The 25,405-nt window shown below is 70.0% G+C and carries 19 protein-coding genes; 10 read left to right on the top strand and 9 right to left on the bottom strand.

The window, feature by feature from the left end; genetic code table 11:
• The first annotated feature begins 97 nt into the window (after positions 1-97).
• From HGB41_RS09555 to HGB41_RS09515, 9 genes are all read left to right on the top strand, one after another.
• Positions 98-3,190 (top strand): penicillin-binding transpeptidase domain-containing protein, encoded by a 3,093-nt coding sequence (locus tag HGB41_RS09555; protein ID WP_171083649.1) that lies wholly within the window; start codon positions 98-100, stop codon positions 3,188-3,190.
• A 91-nt stretch (positions 3,191-3,281) separates the two neighbouring features.
• Positions 3,282-4,592 (top strand): hypothetical protein, encoded by a 1,311-nt coding sequence (locus HGB41_RS09550; protein WP_171083647.1) that lies wholly within the window; start codon positions 3,282-3,284, stop codon positions 4,590-4,592.
• Positions 4,583-5,140 (top strand): hypothetical protein, encoded by a 558-nt coding sequence (locus HGB41_RS09545; protein ID WP_171083646.1) that lies wholly within the window; start codon positions 4,583-4,585, stop codon positions 5,138-5,140. Before HGB41_RS09550 ends, HGB41_RS09545 begins: the two co-directional genes overlap by 10 nt.
• Position 5,141: 1 nt before the next feature.
• The gene (locus HGB41_RS09540; protein ID WP_171083644.1) at positions 5,142-6,173 is read left to right on the top strand and encodes a hypothetical protein; all 1,032 of its coding nucleotides are present in this window, start codon (positions 5,142-5,144) and stop codon (positions 6,171-6,173) included.
• Positions 6,170-7,162, top strand: a complete 993-nt coding sequence (locus HGB41_RS09535) for a hypothetical protein (RefSeq protein ID WP_171083642.1) — start codon at positions 6,170-6,172, stop codon at positions 7,160-7,162. Before HGB41_RS09540 ends, HGB41_RS09535 begins: the two co-directional genes overlap by 4 nt.
• A 170-nt stretch (positions 7,163-7,332) precedes the next feature.
• Positions 7,333-9,315, top strand: coding sequence for a coiled-coil domain-containing protein (locus HGB41_RS09530; RefSeq protein ID WP_171083640.1), 1,983 nt, complete (start codon positions 7,333-7,335; stop codon positions 9,313-9,315).
• Positions 9,316-9,323: 8 nt separating this feature from the next.
• Positions 9,324-11,546, top strand: a complete 2,223-nt coding sequence (locus HGB41_RS09525; RefSeq protein ID WP_171083638.1) for an SUMF1/EgtB/PvdO family nonheme iron enzyme — start codon at positions 9,324-9,326, stop codon at positions 11,544-11,546.
• A 22-nt stretch (positions 11,547-11,568) separates the two neighbouring features.
• Complete coding sequence (locus HGB41_RS09520; RefSeq protein ID WP_171083636.1) at positions 11,569-12,372, top strand: alpha/beta fold hydrolase; 804 nt, start codon at positions 11,569-11,571, stop codon at positions 12,370-12,372.
• A 30-nt stretch (positions 12,373-12,402) separates the two neighbouring features.
• Complete coding sequence (locus HGB41_RS09515) at positions 12,403-13,293, top strand: pirin family protein (RefSeq protein WP_171083634.1); 891 nt, start codon at positions 12,403-12,405, stop codon at positions 13,291-13,293.
• 255 nt (positions 13,294-13,548) lie between these two features.
• Here the strand turns inward: HGB41_RS09515 and HGB41_RS09510 are convergent, their stop codons facing one another.
• The 3 genes from HGB41_RS09510 to HGB41_RS09500 form a co-directional block, all read right to left on the bottom strand.
• Positions 13,549-15,108 carry an FHA domain-containing protein gene (locus HGB41_RS09510; protein WP_229422958.1) on the bottom strand — a complete coding sequence of 520 codons (1,560 nt, stop codon included), beginning with the start codon at positions 15,106-15,108 and terminating at the stop codon, positions 13,549-13,551.
• 128 nt (positions 15,109-15,236) lie between these two features.
• On the bottom strand, positions 15,237-16,250 hold the full coding sequence (locus HGB41_RS09505; protein ID WP_171083632.1) for a PP2C family protein-serine/threonine phosphatase: 1,014 nt from the start codon (positions 16,248-16,250) through the stop codon (positions 15,237-15,239).
• A 72-nt stretch (positions 16,251-16,322) separates the two neighbouring features.
• A complete protein-coding gene (locus HGB41_RS09500) occupies positions 16,323-17,594 on the bottom strand; it encodes an MFS transporter (protein WP_171083630.1) in 1,272 nt (423 codons plus the stop codon).
• Between the two features lie 109 nt (positions 17,595-17,703).
• On the opposite strand from HGB41_RS09500, the gene HGB41_RS09495 reads away from it, so the two are divergent.
• A complete protein-coding gene (locus tag HGB41_RS09495; protein ID WP_171083629.1) occupies positions 17,704-18,165 on the top strand; it encodes a GNAT family N-acetyltransferase in 462 nt (153 codons plus the stop codon).
• Here the strand turns inward: HGB41_RS09495 and HGB41_RS09490 are convergent.
• From HGB41_RS09490 to HGB41_RS09465, 6 genes are all read right to left on the bottom strand, one after another.
• Positions 18,162-18,611, bottom strand: a complete 450-nt coding sequence (locus HGB41_RS09490) for an SH3 domain-containing protein (protein ID WP_171083627.1) — start codon at positions 18,609-18,611, stop codon at positions 18,162-18,164. The two genes, HGB41_RS09495 and HGB41_RS09490, sit on opposite strands and share 4 nt — an antisense overlap.
• Positions 18,612-18,619: 8 nt before the next feature.
• Positions 18,620-20,185, bottom strand: coding sequence for a hypothetical protein (locus HGB41_RS09485; protein WP_171083625.1), 1,566 nt, complete (start codon positions 20,183-20,185; stop codon positions 18,620-18,622).
• Positions 20,155-22,491: an FtsW/RodA/SpoVE family cell cycle protein gene (locus HGB41_RS09480; protein WP_171083624.1), complete on the bottom strand. Its 2,337-nt coding sequence runs from the start codon at positions 22,489-22,491 to the stop codon at positions 20,155-20,157. The genes HGB41_RS09485 and HGB41_RS09480 overlap by 31 nt, the downstream gene beginning before the upstream one ends.
• Positions 22,488-23,453, bottom strand: a complete 966-nt coding sequence (locus tag HGB41_RS09475) for a protein kinase domain-containing protein (RefSeq protein ID WP_171083621.1) — start codon at positions 23,451-23,453, stop codon at positions 22,488-22,490. Before HGB41_RS09475 ends, HGB41_RS09480 begins: the two co-directional genes overlap by 4 nt.
• 73 nt (positions 23,454-23,526) lie before the next feature.
• On the bottom strand, positions 23,527-24,480 hold the full coding sequence (locus tag HGB41_RS09470; protein WP_171083619.1) for an IS1595 family transposase: 954 nt from the start codon (positions 24,478-24,480) through the stop codon (positions 23,527-23,529).
• Between the two features lie 147 nt (positions 24,481-24,627).
• Positions 24,628-25,179, bottom strand: a complete 552-nt coding sequence (locus HGB41_RS09465; protein ID WP_171083617.1) for a glycine zipper domain-containing protein — start codon at positions 25,177-25,179, stop codon at positions 24,628-24,630.
• Positions 25,180-25,405: the final 226 nt, after the last annotated feature.

Here is a 25,405-nt window from a genome sequence, read left to right as displayed (position 1 = left end):
TGCGCGCGCCAGGGCGCAATGGATGGGTTTCGGCGTCCCCCCGCTAGGCATTGGCGAGGCGGCCCATCTGTGGCTGCTCCGTTGATGCGGACCCTTGATGACAGCCACCCTTGCCCAACTAGCCGGACAGATCGCCGCGACCCGCACCGCCTGGCGCCGGGCGCGCAACCTGCGCAGCGGTAGCCGCCAGGCGAGCATGCCGCACGTCAGGCTGAACCTGTGGGTCGTGCTCGCCGGCGCGGCCGTGTTGCTCTGTGCTGTCGTGCTGGCGCAGGCGGCGCGCTCGCTCCCGGCAACGGCCGGCGGCACGGTTTCTGCTGGCGAGTCGGCGCTGGCAGGACTGCAGCCGTGGCTTGCTGGCGTGACCATCCGGGTGCCGGCCGAACCCGGTATCGCGGTCACCCAGCACGGTGGCGCTGCCGTGGTGGTGGCCTCCAGCATGCAGGCAGGAGCGCCGGTGCGGGTCGACCTGTGCAAGCAGCTCTCCGATCCGCAGAGCCCGGTGCTGCTGCCGCTGCGGATCGGCTATCCCTTCAGCGAGGCGCTGGTCGCGGGCGCATCGGCACGCACCGTACTGCTGGCCGCTCCGGGTTCCACCATGCCGCGCATCGAACTGCGCGGCGATGCGCGCGGCCCTCTGCGGATGGGGTGGAATGCCGGCGCAGCGAAGGCGGCATGGATCAGCGACGCCGGCAATGGCCTGGTGTCGCGCGCGGCGCGCGGCCAGGGCACGCTTGGCCAGGCCGGCTGGCTGGTGTGGAAGGAGGGCGCCCTGCGTTTTACGCGCCGCTCCAGTAACGCCTGCCCGCAGGCGGGCGAGCTGGTATTGCAGCGCTATGCGCCGGGCGTTGAGGGCACGGGCCTGGTGCAGGCCTTCGGCGCCGGCGCGGCCTTGCCGGCGCTGCGCCTTGCGCCGGGCGAATACGTGGTGCCGGCCGCCGCCCCGCGTGGACTGGAAGACGCGCTGCTGTTCGAACGCCTGCAGGAGCGGGGACTCATCCGGCTGGCGCCTGATGGCCTGGTCGAGGTCGCACCGCGCGACCTGGCTGCATGGCTTGCCGCAGCACCGGAAGGACGTGCGCCACTGCGGGGCTGGGAAGGCATCCGGCTCGACGAGGATGGCCGCAAGCTGCTCGACCGGTTGTACTACCGCGCCGACGGCGCTTTCGTGCGCGAGCAGCTGCGGGTTTATAACAGCGAGCGCCGCCTGCTGGCCTGGCGGGTCCGGCCCGGCCATCACGCACAGTGGCAGGCCAGCGTCGGCGGGGTGCCGGTGGCGCAGCTGGACGCCTTGCCGGTGGCTGCCATGCGCCTGTTCGCGCGCCTGCCGGAAGGCTGGGCGCCATGGCGCCGCGTTGCGGCATGGGACAACGGCGGCGCCGGCGGGACGGCCGAGCTGGCCCTGGACGCCGCCGGGCCGGTCGAGCTGTTGCTGGCCGGCCGGGTGCGCAAGGTGCTGGGGGCCACTGTCACCATCCGCGGCGAGTGCGATGGACGGGCCTGCCCTGGCCGCGATGCGGTGCAGCGTGTCGGCCTGGTGCCGCAGCCCGGCGCCGGGCGTATCGTGCTCGAGCTCGAACCGCTGGACCTGGGCTCGCTGTCCGGCGGCGCCGATGCCTCCTACCGCCATCTGCGGTTGGAAGGCGGGCGGCTGGCATGGCAGGCCTTGCCGGCCCCCGATGCGCCGGGACGGACCGCGCTGGCCGAGGTGCGGCTGGCCGACCGCAACGGCGAAGCCCTGTGGTCGGACGGGCGGGCCAGCACGGCGGCCCAGGCGGCCGGGCTGGGGACGCTGCTGGGCGTGCACCGCGACCACGCGTCCAGCGTGGCCGGCATGCTGGCGCGGGTGCCGGGCCCGGCGCACACGGCCCGGCTCACGCTCGACCTGCGCCTGCAGGCGGCGGCCCAGGCGGCGCTCGACTGCATCGGCCTGCGCGAAGGGAAATGGGATGGAAAGCAGTGTAGTGGCGCGGGCGCGCTGCCAGCCGGACGCCAGGCCGGGCTGGTGCTGCTGGACGCCGGCAGCGGCGAGGTCCTTGCGGCGGCCGGTGGCGGCACGGGCGGCGTCGAGGCGGCGCGCTGGCCGGAAATGCGCGACTTCGACCGCGCCGACCCGGCGCGCAGCCCCTTGCGCCTGCCGGCCTTCCAGCACGACGGCGGCGCGCAGCGGGCGCCCGGCTCGACCTTCAAGGTGGTCAGCGCGCTCGGGGCGGAGCAGGCAGCGCGCAACGACAAGCGGCTCGACCGGCTGCTGCAGGGCATGCCGCTGGCCGACATCGACCGGATGGCCCGTGACGGCGGCTATGGCTTCCGGACCGGTGCGCCGGCCTATCCAGACACGGCGGGCGCGAATGGTGCCCGCATCACGAATTTCCGCGAGCAGCTTGCCGGCACCCGGGCCGTCGACGGCCGGCTCGGGCTGGCGCAGGCGATGACGCACAGCGTGAATACCTGGTTCGCCTGGACCGCAGAACTGGGCGACCGCAGCCTTGGCGGCGCAGCGCAGGGCGGCGCGCCCGGCGTGCGCGAGCTCGAACCGGGAGCGCTCGACGCAGTGCGCCCGGTGGCCGGCATGGCCCGCAAGCTCGGTTTCGGCGCCCCGCTGCGGCTCGACGGCGGCCTGCTGCCGGCAGATTTTCGCTGGTCAAGCTGGGACGCCCTGCAGGGCAGCGCCTCGCTGCTCGACCCGATCCAGACCCGCCACGAGGTACGCCAGATGGCCATCGGGCTGCGCATGCAGGCGACCCCGCTGCAGATGGCGCTGGTGGCAGCCGCGGTCGGGCAGGGCAGGCTGGTGGCGCCGCGCCTCTTGCAGGAACTCGACGGGCGCGAGGCGGCGAGCGATCCGGGGCCGGAGCTCGGGGTGCGGCTGGACCGCATCCGTGCCGGGATGAAGGGCGTGATCGACGGCGGCACGGCCACCGGGGCCTTCCGCGGCAGGGAGTTCGACCGGCTGCGCGCCGGCCTGTTCGGCAAGACCGGTACCGCGCCGACCGGCGATGACGGCATGGCGACGGTCTGGTTCCTGGGCTGGCTGGAGCCCGGCAGCTTGCCCGGCCAGACCCGCCGGCTCGCCTTTGCCGCATTCGTCAGCCAGTCGAGGCTGACGGGCGGTGCGCATGCCGCGCCCATCGTCGCCGGAATCTTGCGCTCCATGCAATCCCGGTCCCTCGAACAGAAGCCGGATTAGCCTTCTGCTGCGCGCCTCGAATATGTGTTTGTATGGCATCATCTGTTGACAATCCGCTCGCTTGCGGATGGCCATCGAGGATGAGGAAAGCATGCGTTTGCCGGGAACCCGGTACCAGGAGCACGGTTGGGAGCAGGTCCGCAAATTGCTGGGACAGTGCTCGCTGGCGGCGTTCGCCCGCATCGATCCGATGCTGCTGCTCGAACCGGGCCGCGACGCCGGCCTCACGGAGTATGTCGATGCCGTCGCGGAACTGCTGGGCAGGCGCGGCAGCCTCGGCGCCGCGCCCGGCAACAGCTACGGCGATACCGCCCACGAACTGGCCCTGACCCTGGTGTATGAGTTGCAGGCCCGTCCCGCCGACTGGGCCGCCCTGTGCTCCGCGGTCGCAAGCGAACACGCCCGCATTAGCGCCTTCTGGGCCGCGCCAGGCGGCGACGCGCCGCTGCGCAAGAAATTCAACGACTTGTATGCCGTCCTGCGCGACAAGGTCGACAGCGACAACTACCAGGCCGCCTGCGGCCGCCCGTGCAGCCCGAACCGCATCTACGCCTACCGCATGCTCGATACCGCCTACGGCGAAGTGGCGCGCCTGTTCGCGTCCTGGCGCGAGCACCGCGGGCAGGTCGGCGCCATCCTCGGGCGCACGCTCGATGCGGAACCGATCGAGGCGCGCCAGCTGCGCTCGATCGCCGGTTGCCGGCCGGAGTGGATCATGCGCTGGAGCGAGACCCTGGAAGCCTTCGGTGGCGCACCCGGCCCGCTGCATACCCGTTCCAAGCGCTTCGCCAGCCTCAAGGACAATCCTGGCAAGATCGGCGCCATGCTGCGCGAGATCGGCGAGTACGAAGCGCTGTCCTCGAACCAGGACCGCGACTGGCTGCAGGATGCCAGTGATGCCGGCGCCTGGCTCGACGATTACTGGCGCGTGCTGGGTGAATCGGAAAGCGGCAGCACGCCGGGACCGGACCAGATACTGGAAGCGCAGCAGGAGGAACTCGACCTTGCCGACGCCGGGGAAGAGCTCCCGGCGCCGCCGGCAGAGCCATTGACACTGCTGGACGCCAGCCTGGCGGAACGCGTTTCACTGCCCCCCCGCTACCTGGAGATGGCAGCGGCGGCGCAGGAGCGCGGCAGCTGGGCGATGCGCATGATGGCGGAGGAGTCGCTGCCGGTGCGCCTGGCGGTCTACCTGAAGCTGCTGGGGCCTTTCGACGACAGTTATCCGTCCGATTGGCTGGACCCGGCAACGGGCGAACTGCCGACAATGCAGCAATTCGCGCTGCTCGACGGCGTCTCGTTGCCGACGCTGCGCAAGCGGCGCGACGCTGCGATTGCCAAACTGGGCGCATCAGCAGGTGTAAGTGCAGCAGGCATGGAGGAGGAGAATCGATGGACATGACAGGACTGGACCGCAGGCTGCAGGCGCAGTTGCTGGCGGGACGCCGCGTGGAGGGCGACCGGCTGGTGCTGGCCGATACGGTGCTCCTGGGGGCGCTTGACGGCAGCAGGCCACTGACGGCCGGCGAGCGCGCGGCGCTGCAGGCTTCACCTTTGACCACGCGCCGACTGCAGGTGCTGGCCGGCCAGCGACGTGCCGCAGCGGCGCCGGCAACCTGGAGCGGCAGCGCCGGCATGCTGCGCGCGGCCGACGGCGGGGCGGCGCTGGACACCCTCGTCACCGACGACGGCGCCTGGCGCCTGCACTTCGTGCAAGACCGCGTGATCCTGCAGCTCGACCCGCAATCCCGGCTGGCAGCCACCTTGCTGCGCGGGCTCCAGCCCGAACCCCAGCCGCTGCGCGTGCTCGATGGCGCCGGCGCCACGGTGCTGCAGGGGCAACTCGACAGCGACGGCGAATGCGAAGGCCCCTGGCCCTTTGCGGAGGCCCCTGCACGGCATTTCCAGCGGCATGGCGCCCGCTTCAGCGTGGAGCCCGACGGGAAGTGAGATGCTGAACCTGTTCAAAAGGCCGTTCCGGCAGCCGCCCGCGGACCTTTCCGGCCTGGGCGCGGCCTTCATCGCGCTGCCGGTTCCCAAGGGCGGGACGGTGCCGGACGGCTGCTTCGCGGTGCTGGCCAATAAAGAGGGGCGTACCCGCCGCCTGAGCGAAGGCGCGCGCCTGGCCATCCTCGACGGCGAGAGCGCCTGGTGCATTCACCCCGGCCCCTACGGCTGCGACCTGGTGCCGTTCGCGGCCGCGCCTGAAATCGGCCTGCGCGTGAGTTTCGCCATCGACAGCGCCGACCCGCGCGAAGCCCAGCAGCGCTTCGACCTTTTCCTGGCCAGCGAAGGCGGCGAACGGGTGGCCCTGGATGGCTTCGTGGCGGCGCTCCAGGCCGCACTGCAGCGCGAACTGGCCCAGGGCAACCTGGACCTGCCGCCCTGCACCAGTTTCGAGGAGTGGAACGCCTTCCGCACCGGCTTCAACCAGCTGCTGTATACCCGCTACGGTGTGATGGTCGACGATTGCGTGCCGGTCGACCTGGGCGCCTCGCGCGACCTGGCCGCCTTGTTGACGGCGCGCCTGGCGATGCAGCCCGCGCCGGCCGTGGCAAGCCTGCCGCAGGAAACCTTCGATGCGGCAGCGGAAGACCGCACGGCGCTGCGCCGCCTGTTCCTGGAGCTGCCCTGCGTCCTGTGCGGCCTGCGCCTGGCCGTGTTCCCGCCCGATTGCGCGACCTTCCGCCGCCACCAGGAGCTGCTGCGCCGTCTCGACCTGGTGAGCCTGTCGGTCGGCACCATGCCGGCCTTGGCCCTGGCTGCGCCCAACGAACCATTGGCCGCCACCGAACAGCTGCGCCGTGCGCGCCATAGCCGCCGCGCTGCCGCCGCGCTCGACGAGGCCTGGGCCCTGCTGGCGCGGATCAAGAATTGCGGGGGCGCGATGGTGGCCCTACTGCTGGACGAGGCCGACCGGATCGTCGCCAATCTCGAATGCGATTGCGCGGCGCGCCGTGCGACCAGCGAGGTGGCCGCATGAACGCGCCGCTTGTTACCTGCCGCAGCATTGCGCCCGACGGCTCGCTCTTGACTGTCACCGCTACCGTGCGCCCGCGCGGCGGCCGGGCCGAAGTCAAATGCAGCGTGCCCGATGCGCCGGAAGTGGCGCAGCGGATGCAGCAGGTGGTGCGCCTGGCGCGCCATACCGAGCCGCGTTTCGACAGCCGCGACCAGGTCGTGCTCAGTCTCGACCGCGCCCCGCTGTCAAGCAGCCGCGACTGGGAATTGGCTGCGGTGCTGGCCGACCGCATCGTGCGCAGCCTGTGGGCGCCGCAGCGGCCGGTGGTCGCCAACGGCTGGTCCGACGCCTGGCACCTCGGCCGCATCGATGGCCATTGCCTGCGCCAGGTGCCTGTTGGCGTGCTGGCCGGCGGCGAAGGCCTGCCGCATCTCGGCGCCTTGAGCGGGCATCCCGATCCTGCGGCGGGCGTCTCCACGGCGCGCGCCTGGTTCCCGCTCTACAGTGGCGGCGCCGGCGACGCGCTGTGCTGGGTCGAGGCCAGCGTGCGCCCCGCGGCGCACCAGGAAGACGAGGAATCGAGCATCGCCGCGCCCGGCGTGGATGCGGCCCTGCAGGCGCGCGTGCGCGCGGTGCTGGCCGGCGCGCGCCACCACGACGGCCGTGGCACGGGCCAATGGCGCACCACGGTGCGGTTCGGCGAAGAACGCTTCCAGGGCGGATCCTTCGAACTGGCCCTGGTGATGGCCGACCGCATGGCGCGCGGGCGCGACTTCCTGGCCCGCGGGCGAGTTCTGGCCACGGGACAGTCGTCGAGCTGGCATGCCGGCCGCGTCGAGACGGTCGATGGCGTGGCGCCGAAATGCGCCCTGATGTTGCGCGAAGCGGCGCCCGGCGACCGCATCCTGGTGCCGCGTGCCTGGGAGCCGGATTTGCCGCCGGGATGGCGCGAAGCCTTGCGCGAACGCGGCGCAAGCCTCGCTTGCGTGGAGCGGATCGGCATCATTTGAGAGCGCTTGATAAATCCCCCATGACGGCCTTGCATTCGTCTCGCCGTACTAGCGTACTGTCTTCGACGATGCGCCGTGTCCTGGGGACTTTCTCAGACGCTCTACACCGTTGGCGCGCCTGTTAAAATCGATTGAAGCGGTCAGTTGCAAGTAATGAAACGGAGTCGGAAATGTTCGAGATGTTCGGAGTGAAAGGCGCCAGCTGCCCGCGCTGCGAGCGCAAGCAGGGTGGCGATGCGCGCTATTGCGCCGGCTGCGGCATGATCCTCGGCGCCCCGCGCAATGCGCCGGTGCTGCGCGAGAACCGCTGGGTGGCCGGGCCGGACGAACTGGCCGTGTTCTTCGGCGTGCGCGAATTGTCCGGCGTGTTCGTCAAGACCCTGCGCGTGCCGGCGACGGCGCGCGCCTTCATCCTGCAGGGCGACAAGACCACCGAAGTGCCGCAGGGCGAATACGAGATCGAAGGCTTCTTCACCCGCCTGAACCACCTGCTGCGCGACCAGCATGCCGAGATCCTGGTCACCCGCACCGGCGCGCTGCCGGTCGAGTTCCGCTTCGACGACGTGTTGACCTCCGAGCAGCTCGCCGTCAGCACACGCCTCATGGTCAGCCTGCGCATCGAGAACGTGCCCGCCTTTGCGCGCCACTTCATGACCATGCCCGGCACCATCGGCAGCAAGGAGCTGTCCGAGCTGCTGGCCGCACCGGTGCGCCAGCTGGCCGAAGAATTCGTTGGTGCGCGCTCGATCCGCGAGATGGCGGGCAATCGCGAACTGCGCGAGCAGCTGGACGAGCGCCTGCAGGGGGGGCTGAAACTGCTGCTGGCCGAGTACGGGCTGGCGGTGGTGAAGGTCGACACGGTCGAGCTGCGCCACGACAAATACGACGCCAACCGCGCCAAAGTCGGCAGCCTGTGGCTGGCAGCGGACGAGCGCCACGTGCAGGTCGAGCACCGCAAGCACCTCGACGATTTGTACGATGCCGAGGAATGGCAGCGCCTGCGCCGCAGCGAGCAGCAGGCACGCGTGCGCCAGCGCGAGGCCGAGCTGCGCCAGGATGATGCGATCGCGCGCGCCGAACTGTCATTGACGGGCGCCGACCGCGCCCATGCCGTGCGTTCGCGCCAGATCGAGCTGTATGCGCGCATCCTCGACGCCGAGTCGCGCAAGCAGGCGCTCGAGCGCGGCGCCGGCGAGGTACTGGCCGAGCTGGAACACGAGCTGGCCAAGAAGGGCGCTGCGCGCCTCGATGAAGCCCAGGAGTGGAAGCACCTGCGCGCGCTGGCCCAGGTGCGCATGCGCACGGAACTCGAGGTCGCGCAGCAGGAAACCCAGCAGGCGCGCCAGGTCGCACGCCAGCGCTTCTCGCAAGCCTTGCTGCAGCAGCAGATCCGCAACAAGATCGAGCAGGCGAACCTGATCGAGGACGCCAGCCGCCAGCATGCTGAACTCGTGCGCCTGCGCGCCAGCGAAGAGGACGCGGCCCGCCGCGCGCGCGCGATCGACGAAGAAGAGCATGTGGCGCGCCATCAGGCGCTGGCTTTGGCCAACGCGGCGCGGCGGCGCGAGGCCGAACGGCTGCAGGAATGGGAAGACGAGCAGGCCAGGCAGCAGGTCGAGGCCACGCGCACCAGCCTCCAGCAGGACAAGCTGCAGCGCACCATCGAGCTCGATGCGCGCCAGTCGCGCGAGCAGCAGGCGGTCCAGCTCGAAGCCGAGGAGCGCCGCCACGCGCTGCACCTGGCCGAGGGCGACGCCCAGTCGCAGCGCGAACTGCGCCGCATGGATGCCTTTGCCGCGATGGATGACACCGCCAAGCTGGCGCTGGCTGCCGCGCCGAATGCCGCTGCACTGAACGACTTCATGAAGACCCGCGTGCACGCCACCATGGATGCCGGCCAGCTGTCGGCACTGGCGGGCGTGGTCGGCGCCGGCCAGCTCACGCCGGCGGAGGCGCTGGAGCAGGTGCGGCAGGAACAGGCGCGCCGTGAAGTCGAAGTGGACAAGGACCGCCGCCATCAGGTGGAACTGCTGGCGACCCAGGCCAGGTTCGGCACCGGCATCGTGGCCGCCGTGCGCCAGTGCGCCCACGGCCATCCGGCGCGCGAAGGCGACCGCTTCTGCGCATCCTGCGGCGCGCCCGTCCCGGGCTGACGGAAGCAATGCAGACAGCCATCGACAAGATCCGTGAACTGCGTGCGCTGCACGAGGATGGACTGTTGAGCCGTCACGAGTTCGACCAGCGCAAGAACGCGATCCTCGATGCGGTCTATGCGCCGGCGGCGGTGGGCGATGACGTTTCCCACGAGGCGGCGCAGGCGCCTGCACGTCCCGGCACCGAGATCGGCCTGATGGCGGGCCAGGAACTCGGGCCCCAGAACCGGCGCTACCGGCTGGAGCGCCTGATTGCGCATGGCGGCATGGGGCAGGTCTGGCAGGCCACCGATCTTGCCACCCACGCGGAGCTGGGCCACAGCGCCCAGGTGGCGCTCAAGATCCTGCCGCCCCAGCTCACCGAATCGGCCAGCCATGCCAAGCTGCTGATCCAGGAGGCCACGCGTGCGCGGCGCCTGGCGCACGAGAACATCGTGCGCGTCTACGAATGGGCGCAGGACCCGGCGACATCGAGCTATTTCATCATCATGGAATGCCTGGAAGGCGAAGACCTCGACGGCCTGCTGGCGCGCGAAGGGCGGCTGCCGTTCGAACGCGTGCTGGCCCTGCTCGACCCGGTGGCCGCCGCCCTCGACTACGCCTGGGACAAGCATGGCCTGGTCCACCGCGACATCAAGCCGGGCAATGTCTTCGTCACGGAGCGCGGCGACGTGAAACTGCTCGACTTCGGTATCGCGGCGCGCGCCCGTGCCACCGGCGGTGCCGCCGCCTTGCCGCCGGATGCCCCGGGAACCTCCGGCACCGCCGGCTACCGCGCGCCGGAAGCGGGCAAGCCGCAGGGCCAGCCGTCGCCGGCGCTGGACGTGTACGCGGTAGCGATGATGGTCTACCAGATGCTCGACGGCGCCTTGCCGCTGGACCCCGGTGTCGCGCCCGTGGGTATGAAGCCGCACCAGTGGCAGGTGCTGCGCACCGGCTTCGCGCGCGACGCGGCGGCGCGCCCGGCCAGCGTGCGGGCCCTGCTGGAGGCCTTGCGTCGCGCCAGCGGCCCGACCCCGGAGGAAATCGCTGCCAGCGAAGCGGCGGCGCGGGCCGGAGAGGAGCAGCGCGAACGCGAGCTGGCGGCGCGGCGCCAGCTCGAAGAGCAGGCCAAGCTGGCCGCGCGTGCGGAGATCGACCGCCAGCGCCGCGAGCAGCAGCGCCTGGAACGCGCTGTCGCGGAAGAAGCACGGGCGGCGCGCAAGGATGCGCTGCGCCAGCAGCTGCTGGCCAAGCGCGAGGAAGAAGCCGCCAAGACGCGGCTTGCGCAGGAAGAGGCCCAGCGCAAGCTGGTGCAGGCGCGCGCCGCGGCCAGCTATCTCGCCGAGCAGAAGCGCGCCCGGGAACTGCAGGCGGCGCGCACCGCCGACGATCTCGCCAGGCTGATGCCGACCGCCGCCAGCCCGGTGGCCGATGGCGAGGGCGTGCTGCGCGACGCTTTCCTCGATGGCGCCGGCAGTGGCCCGGCGCTGGTGCTGGTCCCGACCGGCCGCTTCCAGATGGGATCGCACGAACACGAACGCAAGATCGCGATGGAGGCGGGCGCGCAGGAAAAGTGGCTGCAGCGCGAGACCCCGCAGCGCTGGGTCGGCATCGAGCGGCCTTTCGCCATGGGACGTTATCCGGTGACGGTGGGCGACTGGCGCGTGTTCGCGGCGGCAACCGGGTGGGAGCCGAAGGGCGAGGTGCACTGGGACGCCCCTGGCTTTGCGCAGACCGATGCGCACCCGGTGGTCGGGGTGAGCTGGGACGATGCGCAGCAGTACATCGCCTGGCTGTCGACGGCCACCGGCATGCGCTACCGCCTGCCGAGCGAAGCGGAATGGGAATACGCCTGCCGTGCCGGTACCAGGACTGCCTTCAGCTTCGGCGATACCATCAGCCCCGATCAGGCCAACTACGACGGCCGCTTCAGCTATCACGGCGGGCCGCTCGGCGCCTTCCGGCGCGGCACCACCCCCGGCGGCATGTTCCCGCCCAACCCCTGGGGAATGTACGACATGCACGGCAACGTCTGGGAATGGGTGCAGGATGCCCTGCATGCGAATTACGAAGGCGCGCCGCTGGACGGCAGCGCCTGGGAGAGCGCGGGCGACCCGACGCGCCGCATCCTGCGTGGCGGTTCCTGGCAGTACAATCCGCGTTACCTGCGTTCGGCGCTGCGCAATGCGTTTTCCAGCGCGCTGTCGAACGACATCATCGGCTTTCGCGTGGTGCGCGAGCTGATGTGACCCTTTGCGACGGATTCATTCCATGACGAGAATCACCTGGCGGCTGCTGGCCGCCGCAAGCCTGCTGGCCGCTTCCAGCGTTCAGGCCGCACCCACGACCCTGCAGCTGGTCGACGCCGCACGCGCGCGGCCGGTGCCGGTCGAACTGTATTTCCCCGCGCGTGCATCCGCCTGCACAGTCGCGCGTCCTTGCCCGGTCGCGCTCCTGAACCACGGCTATGGCATCGGCAGCCGCGAATACGGCTTCCTGGCCGAGGCCTTGAACGCCGAGGGCTACCTGGTGGCCAGCATCGGCCACGAAGTCGCGGGCGACGCGAAGATGGACCCGGCCGGCGACATGCCGCGCCAGCGTGCCGGGATCGCGCGCCGCGGCGTCGCCAACATCCGCTTCGCACATGCCGCGCTGGCCCAGGCCTACCCGGGCTACGATTGGGGGCGTACCGTGCTGGTCGGCCATTCGATGGGCGGCGACAGTTCGGCATGGCTGGCAAGCACCCACCCGGACGGCATCGCGGCCGTGGTCACGCTGGACAACCGGCGCGCCGCGCTGCCGAGGAACGGCGTGCGGGTGCTGAGCCTGCGCGCATCCGACACCGGCGCCGACCCGGGCGTGCTGCCGACGGCCGGCGAACAGCTGCGCTACCGATCCTGCATCGTGCAACTGGATAACGCCCGCCACAACGACATGTTCGATGGCGGCCCGGCCGAACTCAGGAGCCGCATCCTGGCCGCCGTCATCGCCTTCCTGGCGCCCGGGCCCGGCGGCCGTCCCGCATTTGCCTGTCCTGCGGCAGGGCGGGGCCCGGCCGCGGATGGTGTACAGTAAAACCACCTTTTCACCACCGGAGGAATCGCCATGCCCATCGCGCACCTGCTCAAATCGCATGACAAGGATCTCGGCGGCGGCTTCACGGTAAGGCGCATCCTGCCGGCCGCCGCGCGCCAGTCGGTCGGACCCTTCCTGTTCTTCGACCACATGGGACCGGTGGAAGCCCAGCCGGGCGCGCGCCACGACGTGCGGCCGCATCCGCACATCGGCCTGGCTACCGTCACCTACCTGTTCGAAGGCGCCATCATGCACCGCGACAGCCTGGGCACCGAGCAGCGCATCGAGCCGGGCGCGATCAACTGGATGACCGGCGGCAGCGGCATCGTGCATTCCGAGCGCACGCCGGAAGACCTGATCGGCAAGCTGCGCCGCACCCACGGCCTGCAATTGTGGGCCGCGCTGCCGCGCGAGCACGAAGAGGCGCCGGCCGCGTTCTCGCACACGCCCGCACACCAGATCCCGGAAGTCGAATTCGAGGGCGCCACCGTACGCGTGCTGGTGGGGACGGCCTTCGGCCACACTTCGCCGGTGCCGACCTTCAGCCACACGCTCTACCTCGACGTCCAGCTGGCGCCCGGCGCGTCGATCGACCTGGGCGGCCTGCCGGAAGAAAGCGCCGTGTACGCGCCAATGGGCGCGATCGAGGTCGACGGCGAAGCGATTCCGGCGAATACGATGGCGATGGTCGAGCCTGGCCTGCCGGTGCGGGTATCGTCAGCCGCCGGCGCGCGCTTCGTGCTGATCGGTGGCGCGCCGCTTGACGGGCGCCGCTACATCTTCTGGAATTTCGTGTCCTCGAGCCGCGAGCGGATCGAGCAGGCGGCGCGCGACTGGGAAGCGGGCGCCTTCACGCCGGTGCCGGGCGACGACGAGCGCATCCCGCTGCCGGCATGGCCGGCGGCATGGCGCCACGATTGACGCCGGTTCGGCAAACCGTCACGGTTAGCGAAAATACTTGTCATGCATGAGGCGCAACGGGAAACCTGCGGGCGCCGGCCGGTGTCCAATACAGGTTGTCATCTCATGCAAACGCGAGGACGCGCCATGAAAATTCCTGAACACCTCCGTATTCCCGCCGTCGTTTTTGGGCTGCAGGCCGCGTTGCTGGCCGGTGCCGCATTGGTCTTCCTGGTGCTGCGCCCGAATTAAGGCCAACGCAAGGCCTGGGCAGACTCAGGCATCGAGCCAGGCAGGCTGGGCGCGCCGGCGTTCGCCGCTGCGCGCCGTCTGGTCGCGCGCTTCCGGATACGGAAGCGCTGCGAAGCGGAGCTGTTGCCCGAGGCCGCGCAAACGCTCCAGCGCCGTGCCCGGGGCCAAGGGCGTGTCCTGGCCGGAGACCGGGTCGCGGTGCCAGAAGCCGCCGTCGCGGTGGAACAGCAGCGGCATGGCGGCGGCGCGTGGCTGGACAGCACGTTCCTGTGCGGCGACATTGGTCTTGCCCGGGTCGGTGTCCGGCGCCACGATGTAGAAGGCTTCGGCCCGTGCGCCCGCATCGACGCGGTGCAGGATGACCCCGTGCGGCAGCAGGGCGGTGACTTCGAGTTCGACCACGCCGCGGATGCTGGCCGTCAGCGCGATGCGCATGCCCAGGCGCAGTGGGACCGGTGCGTGTTTGCCGGGCCACACGCCGTCGAGCAGCAGCCCATAGCGCGATACGTCTTCGATCTCGAAACCATGGCGGCTCTGGCGGATGAGCGCGTGGCGGCCGGACAGGCGGCGCGTCAGGCCGCAGCGCTCTTCGCCATGTTCGCCGTGGTGGGCCAGCAGCAGGTCGGCTTCCGGGGCGGATTCTTCAAACCGTCCCAGCACGCATTCGTCGAGCGCAAACAGGCGCAGGTGGCGCTGCGCGGCCGAGTCCGGCTCGGCATGCACCAGGCAGGCAGCGCTGGCAGGGCAAGGGTGGTCTTCGGCCTCGGGCGGCACGTCGATCTCGATCAGGTCTTCGTCCCAGGCGATCGTGGAAAAGCCGAGGTCGATCTTGCCGCCCTCTTCGCCCAGGTTCACCTGTGCGATCGAGGCGTTGCGGGCGGAGACGTCGATATCGACCCGGCCGCCGCCCGGCGCATGGACCCGCGCGATGCCGGCATCGTCGGCCGTCACGCGCACGTTCTTGCAGGTGGCAAGGAAGGCCTGGTGGATGTCGCCCAGGCTGGCGTCCTGGCGCGGCACCAGGATCACCGGGGTGCAGGTCCAGGTGCGGCTGGCCTCGGGACGGTGCGCGTGGCGGCTGTGCAGCTCGATCTCGACCCGGTACTGACCGTGCTCCAGGCCGCGCGAGGAAAATTCGAGGAAGACCGGGCGCCAGTCGCCGCGCGAGGTGCGCTGGAAGGCATGGCTGTCGCCGTCGCGCAGGCGCAGGCCGGAATGCACCAGCATGCGCACCTCGGGCGCGCAATCCATGGGCATGCCGCGCAGTTCCAGCTTGATGGCCTGGCGCCCGCCTGCGGCGCGCGGGTCGAAACCGCTGATATGCAATTGCGGGCGCTGCAACTGGGCCCTGGCCGGCGCCTGCTGCGGCGCAAAGACCGTTGCGGCCACCGGGCCGCGGCCGGCGCGCAAGGCGCTGATGGCCTCGAAACTCGAGGGCAGCCCGGCCGTCGGGACCGCGGGGACGGTTACGGCGGTGGCGACCGCTGCTTCAGCCGGCTGCGCATGCCCGTGTGCGCACACGCCGTCGCCGGGCATGACCCAGACGGTGCAGTGCGGATGGTCGGGATTGCGGCAGCGGTTCATGGTCCGGATCGGGCTTTCGACGGGTTGACAAGCGCGGTGGCAAGCGCATGTGCAAGTTTATGCGTTTTTGGAACCCAGCGGCGCGCCACATTCATTGATTAGCAACATTATTTACTGTTGGGAATTTTTTAACTGCGGTCACCACGACCGGCACCGCTGCGGGCAGCGTCCGGCAGGGCGGTCTCGTCGGCATGCGCATTGGCCATTCCTGCCAGCGGACGCAGCACCAGCGCCGTGAGATTGTCGGCCTGCAGCCCCTCCGGCGGCGTCGCATCGAGTGCCGTGAACAGCCGGGCAACCATCGCCGCTGCATCCGGCGCACCCGCCAGCAGCCCGGGCCAGCGGCTTACAAAACTGTCGGGCGCGGCGCAGGACCAGAAGCCGTCGGTGGCCAGCAGGTAGACGGCGTCTTCGCGCAGTGGCAGGACGCGGCGGTCCGGCAAGCGGCACAGCCAGGATGGCAGCTTGAGCGGCGTCAGTTCGTACAGCGGGTCGGACAGCTGCGCCGGGTTGCTGAAGGTGTTGCCGAGGATGAAAGCCTGCGCGATCTGGGGCGAATGCGCGCCGTGCACCTGCCGCCACCAGCTGCGCTCGTCGATGCGTCCGCTCATGGCGGCCGCGGTGGCGGGCACGTGGTCCACGGTCAGCGGCATGGCGCGCGTCAAGCCGATCTCGTACAGGCGCGAATCGCCCACGTGGTAGAGCAGCGGCTGGCCGCTGGCCGGCAATTCGAGCAAGGTCAATGTGGTGCCGGGCCGGGCGCCCGTGTCGAAGGCGAAATGACGCTGCAGTTCGGCGTGCAGCACGTCGAGATGGCGCGTCAGCTCGGCCGCGCTGTGGCAGGGCGGGACCGTCAGCAGTCCGGCCGCCACCGCTTCGGCCGCCTCGCGTCCATGGCCATGGCCACCCATCCCGTCCAGCACGGCGACGCGCCCGTGCCCGGCCGGCCAGCCAGCGAGCTGGATGTGGCGGGGTTCCTGCCCCAGCAAATGACAGGCCTTGCCGGCAAAGTCGATGACGACGAAATTGTCCTGGTTTTCCGCACGCTGGACAGCTCCGGCGCCGCGCCGGCTGGCAACGGCCACGTCGTAACGCGGCGCAAACTGGAAGGCGGACAGGAGGGCGGGAAAGGCGGGCGGCATGGGTCGGGCGGCGGTGGTCCGTGTGTGCGATCCTGCCACTTTACACCTGAACAAGACCGGCCGAAGCCACGATTAGATGGGGTATTTCCGGTTTCCGGTCGCCAGGATGAGCGCATTGGCCAGCACGCAGGCGCCCGCCGCACCCAGGGCCGCCTGCACGCCCCAGTAATCCGCGACCTGCCCCCAGAACAGGCTGCCGGCCACATAGCCGCCGGACATGACGAACAAATAGATCGACAGGGTGCGGGCCCGCACCTCGGCCGGGAAAGACAGCTGGGCCGCCGCGTTCAGCGTCGAGACCGTGGCCGACCAGGCCATGCCGCCGCACACGATCAGCGGCACCAGCAGGGCGAGCGAACGGGTGCTGGCCATGGTCACCAGCATCAGGCCATATACCAGCAGGGCGCCGACCAGCACGCCGGTCTTGTCGACACGCGCGCGTACCTGCGGCAGGAAAAAGGCGGCGATCACGGCGCCGCCGCCCAAACAGCCCATCAGCAGGCCGTAGGTGCTGGACTGCTTGTGCAGCACGTCGCGCACGAACACCGGCAGCAGGCCGGCAAAGGCGATGGTGGCGAAGAACACCGAACACACGTTGCGCAGGATGCGCCGGTAGCGCGCGCAGCCGAAGGCGGTGCGCATGCCGAGCCGGAAGCGCTGCGTAAAACTCTCGCGCACGGTCGCCTGGGGCGTGCGCTCCTGCCACCAGGCCCAGTAGACCCCGAGCAGGCCGGCGAAGGACAATGCATTGGCCAGGAACAGGGCGCTGGCGCCGATCCAGCCGAACAGCAGGCCGCCCAGCGCCGGCCCGATGATGGCCGAGAGGTTGTACGACAAATTGTTCAGGGTGGCGGCCGCCTCGACTTCGTCGGGATCGACCAGGCCGGACATCGCCGCCTGCCAGGCCGGCCAGACGAAGGCGGTGCCGATGCCCAGGCAGAAGGTGATGGCCAGTACCGCGTTGCTCGAGACCAGCCCGGTCGTCACCAGCAGCGCCATCGCGGTGGCGCACAAGGCGAGGTAAAGGTTGCAGAAGAACAGGAACTTGGGCCGGTGGACGGCGTCGGCCACCACGCCGGCCAGCAGGGCGAACAGGAAGACCGGCACATAGGTCGCGGTCTGCACCATCGACGTGATCGAGGCCGACTGCGTCATCGACGCCACCAGCCAGGCCGAGGCGAAGGTCTGGATCCAGGTGCCGAGGTTGGAGACCATGTTGGCCAGCCAGATGTTGCGGTAACGCTTGTGCCGCAGCGGCCGGGTCAGGGGCACTTTGCGGCGGGCGGTGGCGGCAGGGGCGGCGGCGGCAGGAGAGCGCGGGACGCTGGTGCTGGGGTTGGACATGGTCGATACAGTGTAGAAGGCTTCCCTGTCGCAGGTCAATTAAAGTGCCTTTAGGAAAGAATTTTCCATGATATTGTGGCGTTCCCAAAACATTTCAGCCACGAATGACATGCTGATCCGACCTTTGGCGCTCATGGATATCCCGGCCGTGGCTGCGCTGCTGCGTGAGCTGGCGCGCGAATTCATCGTGCACGAGTCGACGCTTGAGGGGGCATCCACCTTCCTCGCGGAGAATGACGAGATGGGCGTGCGCGGCTTCCTGGCACGCGGGCATGTCTATCACGTGGCCGTCATCGACGGCGAGCTGGCCGGTTTCGTTGCCATGCGCGACCGCAGCCACCTGTTCCACCTGTTCGTCGGCAAGCGCTGGCACCGGCGCGGGGTCGCGCGCGTCTTGTGGGATGTGGCGCGCGAGGCGGCGCTGGCCGCTGGAGGCGACGGCAGCTTCACCGTCAACTCTTCGAATTTCGCGGTGCCGGTGTACGAGGCCTTCGGCTTCGTGCGGGTGGGCCCGACCCAGTGCGTCAAGGGCCTGTACTTCAACCCGATGCGGCTTGGCGGCCCGGATTAGCTCCCTTCCTGGCGCCGGCGCAGCCACAGGCTGCTGGCCCAGCCTTCCCGCTTTTTCCCCTCCACGTCAGCGCTCACCTTCCACCAGTCACCTTCGTGGTGGCCGGTCGCCGTCACCTGCGTGCCTGCGGGGACTACGGCGAGACGCGCTGCATTGACGCCGGCGGCGGCGCGCAGGTTCAGGTCATCGCGGACTCGGTAGCGTTCACCGGCAACCGGGGTGTCCGCGGCCCGTTCCGGTTCCGCGGGCGCGGCGGCATGCACGATCGCCGGTGGGCCGAACAGCCCGTGCAGCAAGGCGCCGAGCAGTGCCGTGCCGCAGGCCAGCACCGTGAGCGCACGCGCGTTCGGACGGCGCCACCACGTACGCGGGGTCAGCCAGGCCGCCAGGCAGAGCGTCAGCAGCAGGCCTGCGGCATACAGGGCAATCGAGGTGGTGGACGACATGGTGCGCCTCAGGCGTCGAAGCGCAGCACGTAATGGCCGGCCACGAGGTGGTGGCCAGGAGGGACCAGGTAGGGCTGCTCCGCCGTGGCGGCGTCGACCTGCGCTACCAGGCGCAGCTCCGCATCCAGGTGGAACAGGGCCTGGGTCTCGGACAGGCGCACGATGCGCATCCCGTCGCTCCCCGCTTCCCAGCTGAAGGCATTGCGCGACAGGCCCAGGCGGTCGGCGCTGGCGGCCGAGCTGCCATCGAGCTGGCGCAGGAATTGCGGCGCATCGAGCACGCGCAGCCCGGCCAGCGCGGGCATGCCGCGCCCGAACACGAGACGGGTGCCGCCAGCGGCAGGCTGGCACGGGCCCTGGGCCAGGACTAGCAGGGCGCAGTAGCGGTCCGCCATCTGCGGCGGCGCCGCATGCAGCTGGACGCTGCCGCCGTCGAAGGGTGCGAAGCTGGACGGGACGCTGACGCGCTGGCGCCCGGCGCTGGTGATCGCATGCACTTCGTCGGCCTCGTCGACCGCGAAGCGGATCACATTTTCCTTGGCCGGCGCCGACGGCGCCAGGGTGGCGCCCAGGCCGATTTCCAGCGCCTGGGCGCCGGTGTCGCGGTAGCGGCTCAGGCGCGGCAGGGCCAGGGCAGCCAGCGTGATGCGGTGGCGTGCGACCGGGGCGTAGGTGGCATCGTTTTCCGGTGCAAGCGGGAGCGCGGCCGGCGGCTCGGTCGCGAGCGGCATGGCGGTCATCTCGCTGTCGCTGTCTTCCGGGACGACGGCGCGTGCCTTCCAGACCGATGGAGCGCGTGCCGGAGCGGCGCTTTCCGCCTTTGCAGGCGTCGCCGGCGCAGCGCTGCCGGTGCGGCTGATCCGCAGCAGCAGGCGCTGGCCGGCGGTATCGCCCGTGCCGCGCTTGCTGCGGATGACGTAGTAGCCGTTGGCCTCGTCGAACTGGCAGTCGAGGGCATCCTTGGGCCGCACCTGCACCTCGATCGGGGCATCCGCACCGTCGTTGATCAGGAGGATGCCGCCCTCCAGCCCGAAGGGCCAGCCAGGCACGCCGAAGGTGGCATTGGCGGCGTCCTGGCCGACCACCGTGAGGCGCTGGTTCGGGAAGACCGCGCACACCGGCTGCCAGATTGCGCTGTCGCGCGAGGCAGTGACGGTGTACAGCACCTGCTCGCCCGGCGCCGGCAGGTAGACCGCGTGGCCGAACTTCACCTTGACCTCGCCTTGGGCCACCTCGTCGGCGCCGACCACGTGGTAGCGCACTTCGTCGCCACCGAGCAGGTCGCCGAAATCCTTCTGGTGCAGCGCCGCCAGCGACTGCGCGAGGTCGCGCACGCGCGCGCCGCGGCTCAGGTGGCGGTCGTCGTCGACCTCGTCCTGCGGCAGCATCAGCGTGACGTGCGAGAAGCAGCGGGTGGCGGCGCGTCCACGCTGTTCGCGCGGCGAGCGCTCCAGCAGGTCGCGCAGCAGGGGACGGCGCGAGAACAGCGCCAGGCCGGGGGGCTGCCACAGCGCCTCGGCATTGAACACGTCGCTGACCCTGGCTAGGACTTCGTGTTGGACGTAGACCGGCATGATTGACTCTCCTCGAAAGATTGAACGCTCGCCATGCCGAACGCTAGCAGGGGGCAGATGAAAAACAGCAGGTGCGAACCGCCGCTCGAGAGGAAACTCATCGGCTGGCCCATGATGGGAAACAGCGCCAGGTTGGTTCCCCAGGACAGCAGGAAATGCCCGGCCAGGAAGGCGGCGCCACCGCACAGGGCGAAGCACTGGAAACGGCCCAGCCAGGCGCGCCGGAAGTCCCCGGCCCGGAGCGCCGCCTGCCAGGCGCTGCCGGCCGCATGCAGCAGGGCGGCGAGCAATGCCGCCTGCAGCAGCCACACCAGCAGGCCGCCCAGCAGGCCGTGGCGATTGATCAGGAAGGAGGGCGCGAAATCGTCCTGCACGGCCGGGATGCGCAGCGCGTCGCCGGCCGCCTGACCGAGCGTGGCAAGCCCGAACAATCCATCGGCGCCGAGCCAGCCGCCGTCGGCCACGGCGCGCGCACCCATCAGCATCTGCTGGCCGGTATGCGGGTGGGCAGTCGGGTCGGACCAGACCTGGAAGCGCTCGGTGTAGAAGCCGCCGAGGCTGGGCGCGGCCTGCTGCAACGCCGCGGCGCCGAGCAGCACGGTGATGCTGAAGGCGCCGAAGCTGGCTGCCCAGCGCCGGCGGCCGCTCGCCAGGCACCAGGCCAGGAAACTCGCCGCGGCCCAGACCAGCAGCAGGATCAGCGGCGAAAAATCGTCGACCTGGACCAGGGCCACCGCCAGCAGCAGCACGAACAGCAGGGCCGGCGCGATCATGCGCAGCCAGGTGCGCCAGGGGCGCTGGCCGGGCGCGCCGCCGCCGGTCGCTAGCGCCAGGCAGTGGGCGCTGAGGGCCGCCAGGGCGAGCTTGGCGAATTCCACCGGCTGGACATCGAACACGCCGGTCTCGTTGCCGAAGCCGACCTGCAGTACCAGGCCTGCCAGCGCGGCCACGGCCAGCGCCACCAGCAGCCATTCGGTAGCGGGACGCGACACCCGGTTACGGGCCACGCCCTGGAGCAGCAACAGGCCGAGTGGCAGCCCGATTGCCAGCAGCACGCAGCTGTTTTCCACGTGGCGCAGCCAGGCCGTGTCGCGCGCCCCGAGGCCGAGTTCAAGCTGCACCAGCAGGCCAACGCCGAGCAGCAGCACCGCGACCACGCCCAGCACCGGCACACGGCGCGGCCACAGCAAGGCATGCCAGAGCGCGGCCCACGCCAGCAGCAATGGCCAGCCGGCGCCTGGTGCGGCGCCCGGTGCAGCACCCTTGCGCTGCATCGCCAGCACCAGCACCGCCAGGGCCACGATGGCGACGGCAGCAGCCAGTCTGGCGACCGGGCCCGCGCCGCGCGTGGGCCCGGCCAGGCGCCAGCCGGCCAGGCCGGCGAACAGGGCCGCCGCCAGCGCCGCGACCCACGCCGTGCCTGGTGGCGCCGCGAACTGCCACAGCGAACGCTCCTTCCAGGTCCAGCTGACGCCGGGCGGCAATTCGGTGTTCGGCTCCGGGGAAAGCGCTACCTGCGCCGACGGCATCAAGCGCAAGGCGTCGTCCGCGATAGAGACGGCGTAGGCGCTGCGCCCGACTGCGATGCCGGTCAAGCCGGCCAGGCCATGTTCGCGCTGGGCCGCATCGCTCCACCGGCCGCCGTCCTGCACCAGCACCGGCTGCGATCCGCGAACGGTCATGGCGATGCCGCCGGTGCTGTCCTGCGCCAGCGTGACCTTGCCGATCTCGAGGCCAGGCGTGGCCAGCCGGTTGCCGCAGTGGAGATGTCCGCCGAAGGCGAGCGGGTGTGCGAATCCGAGGGCGCGCGGTGCGATCCGGTTCCAGTATGTGGCCAGGCGCGCGCCGGCGCCTGCGTCCGGGCAGGCCGGCTGCACGGCATCGTCGCGCAGCAGCAGGGCGCCGTCGTAGGTCCAGGTGTGGCCGCCGCCGCGCAGGATGACGCGTCCGTCTTGCGCGGCAGTCACCTGGAACAGCGCGGCGCCGATGTGCAGGCGCTGGCCGTTGGCGAGGACGGTGCTGCCGGTATGGCGGCGCTCATCGCCGCGGCGCAGCACGGCGGCCTGCGCCGGGTTGGCGTTCTGCAGCCACCATTGCCCGCGCGCGTCGCGCCGGACCGTGAACTGGTGGGTGCCGGCGCGCGGGGCGGCGAGTTCCGCCTGGCCCAGCGTTGCGGATTGGCCAGGCTTGAGCTGGAGCGTGACCGCCGCCGGCAGCCAGCGCTGCGGCGAGTTCAATAGCGCAGCGAGATGCAGCGCGCAGACCAGGCCGAGGGCCAGGGCGGCGCAGGCCAGGCGCGCCTTCATGCGGCCCTCGGCAACGGTAACTGGTGCAATCGGTCGCGCACGGCGCCGAGCATGCGGCTGATCTCGAGGGCATGGCAGGGCCGGCCAGCCGGCAGGGGCGCCAGCAGGGTGCGCAGCAACGCCAGCGCCTGCACCTGGGCGCCGCTGAACCGATCGGCGAAGGATGCCGCTTCATCCGGCTGCAGTACCGGCGGCAGTCCGGAGTGCTGCTCGCGGAGGACGGCACCGCCTTCGCGCCCGTGCGCCGCGTAGGCCTGGGCGCAGGCGGCGCCGTAGCGCAGCACCTGCCCGCAAGCGAGAAAATAGAGCAGGGCGCCGAGCGCAAAATAGTCGCTGCGGGCGTCGCTTGCATACAGGCCGCCGGCTTGCGGGAAGAACTGCTCTGGCGCCTGCCAGTTCGCGGTGCCAGCATACGGATGCAGCGAGGCCTCGGCCAGCGCACGGCTGGTGCCGAAATCGGCCAGCTTCAGGCCTAGCGTGCGGCGGTCGAGCAGCAGGTTGCCGGGCTTGAGATCGAGGTAGCGGAAGCCGGCCGCATGGACCTTGGCCAGGGCCTGGTTGACCTGGATGATCCAGGCCAGCGCCTGGGCAGGGGCGGTAGGCCGTCCGGCGGCGCGTTCGGCATTGAGGAAGCCTGCCAGGTCGCCATCGAGCAGTTCGAGCGCCATCGCCGGCAGGCCGGCATGGCTGCCGCTGTCGAGCAGGCGGACGATGTGGCGCCCGTCCCAGGGCGCGAGACCGGACAGGAAGCGGTTTTCGTTGCGGGCGCTCTCGATCCAGTGCCCGTGCAGCGCGGCGGGTGCGCGGCCCATCTGCTCCTGGTTGACCAGCTTGATGGCGACGCAGCCTGCGGCGCCCGGCGTCTCGGCGCGCCAGACCACGCCATAGGCCGAGCCGCCAAGCTGTTCGCGCAGGCGGTATTGGCCGCGCGCCAGGGAAACGATGTTGCCTTGCTGGGTCATGCCTGCCTCCGCTGCCGGCGCCGGGCGCCCATGCGGTGACCAAGCGGGGGGAGAAAGAAAGGCGCTGTGCCCGTTATGTGTTGAAGCTGCCCAGCGCCGCCCTGAGCAGCCTTTCTGGCGAGGCAATACGTTCGCCGTCGAGCGCCCAGCGCCAGCCCAGGTAATTGGGCAGGTAGTGTGAGGCGACGCCATGGAAGCGCGCCAGCCATTGGCGGAAGCGTTGGTGATAGGCATTGACGTTCTGCACGTGGACAGCACCGCGCACCCGCTCCCCAAGACGCAGGTTGACGAAAGCATGTGCAATCCCCGCTTCGCGTGCGAAGGCCCGGTATGCCGCGTGCCCGTCAGTGACCAGCAGCACGTCCTTGTCGAGCACCGGAAGCAAATGGCGCTGCAACTGTTCCTTTGTAACTGCAGCGCGCCCGGTGACGAAGTCGCGGGTCTGGCGGGTCCGGTCGCGCGCCACCAGGATGCAGACGTGCTCATGCGTGATGCCGCGCGTGGCCGCGACCCCGCCGCGCCGGCGAGCGGGCCGGTCGAGCGACCGCGAACCCTTTTGCGACTCCAGCAGGAACATTTCGTCGGCCTCGGCAATGCCGGCCAGGCGCTCCGGGCGATCGTGTTTGGCTAGTGTCAGGAAGCGATGGCGCCAGCGAAAGCTTGTGTTCCGGTGAACGCCGACCGCGTCGGCAGATGCGCGCACGCTTTTTGTATCGAGCATCTTCTCCAGGTAATCGAGCCACTTGGCGCGATGGCGCAAGCGCGACAGGGGCGTCCCGCTCAGGGCGCTGAAGGTCTTGCCGCATGCCCGGCAGCGGTAACGTTGCACGCCGCGGTCCTGGCCATGCCGATATGGACGCTCGGCCCGGCAGGTGGGGCAACAGGGTAAAGGCTTCGCGTCAGCGATTGCCGCACAGACTCGTTCGAACCCGATTGCAGGCCGCAAGGCGTCCAGCACCTGTGTGCGCTGGCGTTGCGTTAGCGATGGAAGTTTCCTCAGCCACCTCGTAAAACCAGCTCGGTTCATGCCCCGGTCCATTTACGCGATCAGATCATCGTTGGACCTGATTAGAACTCGGCAGTTCAATTTCTACACGTTGCGGTGACAGCGCCAAAGACAACTGCGTTGTCAAAACGAGGACAAAAAAAACCGCGCAGTGCGCGGTTTCCTGGATCAGCGACCGTGACGGTCGTAGCGGTCGTAGCGGTCGTAGCGATCGTGGCGGTCCCCGTCACGACGGTCGTGACGCCCATCGCGGTCCCAGTCGCGGCGATCGCGGCGGTCATGGCGGTCGTTACGATCCCAGCCACGATGGTTGTCGATGTAGACTGCACGCGGCTGCACATACACCGGGCGTGGCTGGACATAGACAGCGCGCGGCTGCACGTACACGGGGCGCTGCTGGTAATAACCCCCGGAGCTGTAGCCGACCGATGCATAACCTCGGTTGTCGTAATAGCCGCGATTGTCGTAATAGCCGCGATTGTCGTAATAGCCGCGATTGTCGTAATAGCCGCGGTTGTTGTGACCCGACACAGAATTGCCCAGCGCCGCACCGATCACGCCACCCACCAGCGCGCCGTTCGACCCGCCGGCACTGTGGCCGATTGCTGCGCCAACCACGGCGCCGAGAGCAGTATTCACGCCACGGTCGTCCGCCATAGCAGCAGGCGAAACGGCAACTGCGGCCAGCACCACCGCACCAAAGCATTTAGATTTCCACATGGCTTTTCCTTATTGCCTCAGCGGGGATCAGGATGATCATGTCGACGCCAGGCATGGAACGAACTATAGGCCCAGCGAATGGACCTACCACTTGCTAATACAGATTATTACAAGTGGACATGTGACCGTAACATGGGGAACACCACCCTTGCAGTGGGACCGGGCTGCCCCATCTAACAATTGTTACCGTTTATGCCTGCCCCGGGCTCCTCAAGTGAACAGATCC

The organism is Telluria aromaticivorans (assembly GCF_013003915.1).
Lineage (GTDB): Bacteria > Pseudomonadota > Gammaproteobacteria > Burkholderiales > Burkholderiaceae_D > Telluria > Telluria aromaticivorans.
Note: the sequence above shows the minus strand (reverse complement) of the source record. Positions and strands in the feature narration are given on the sequence as shown.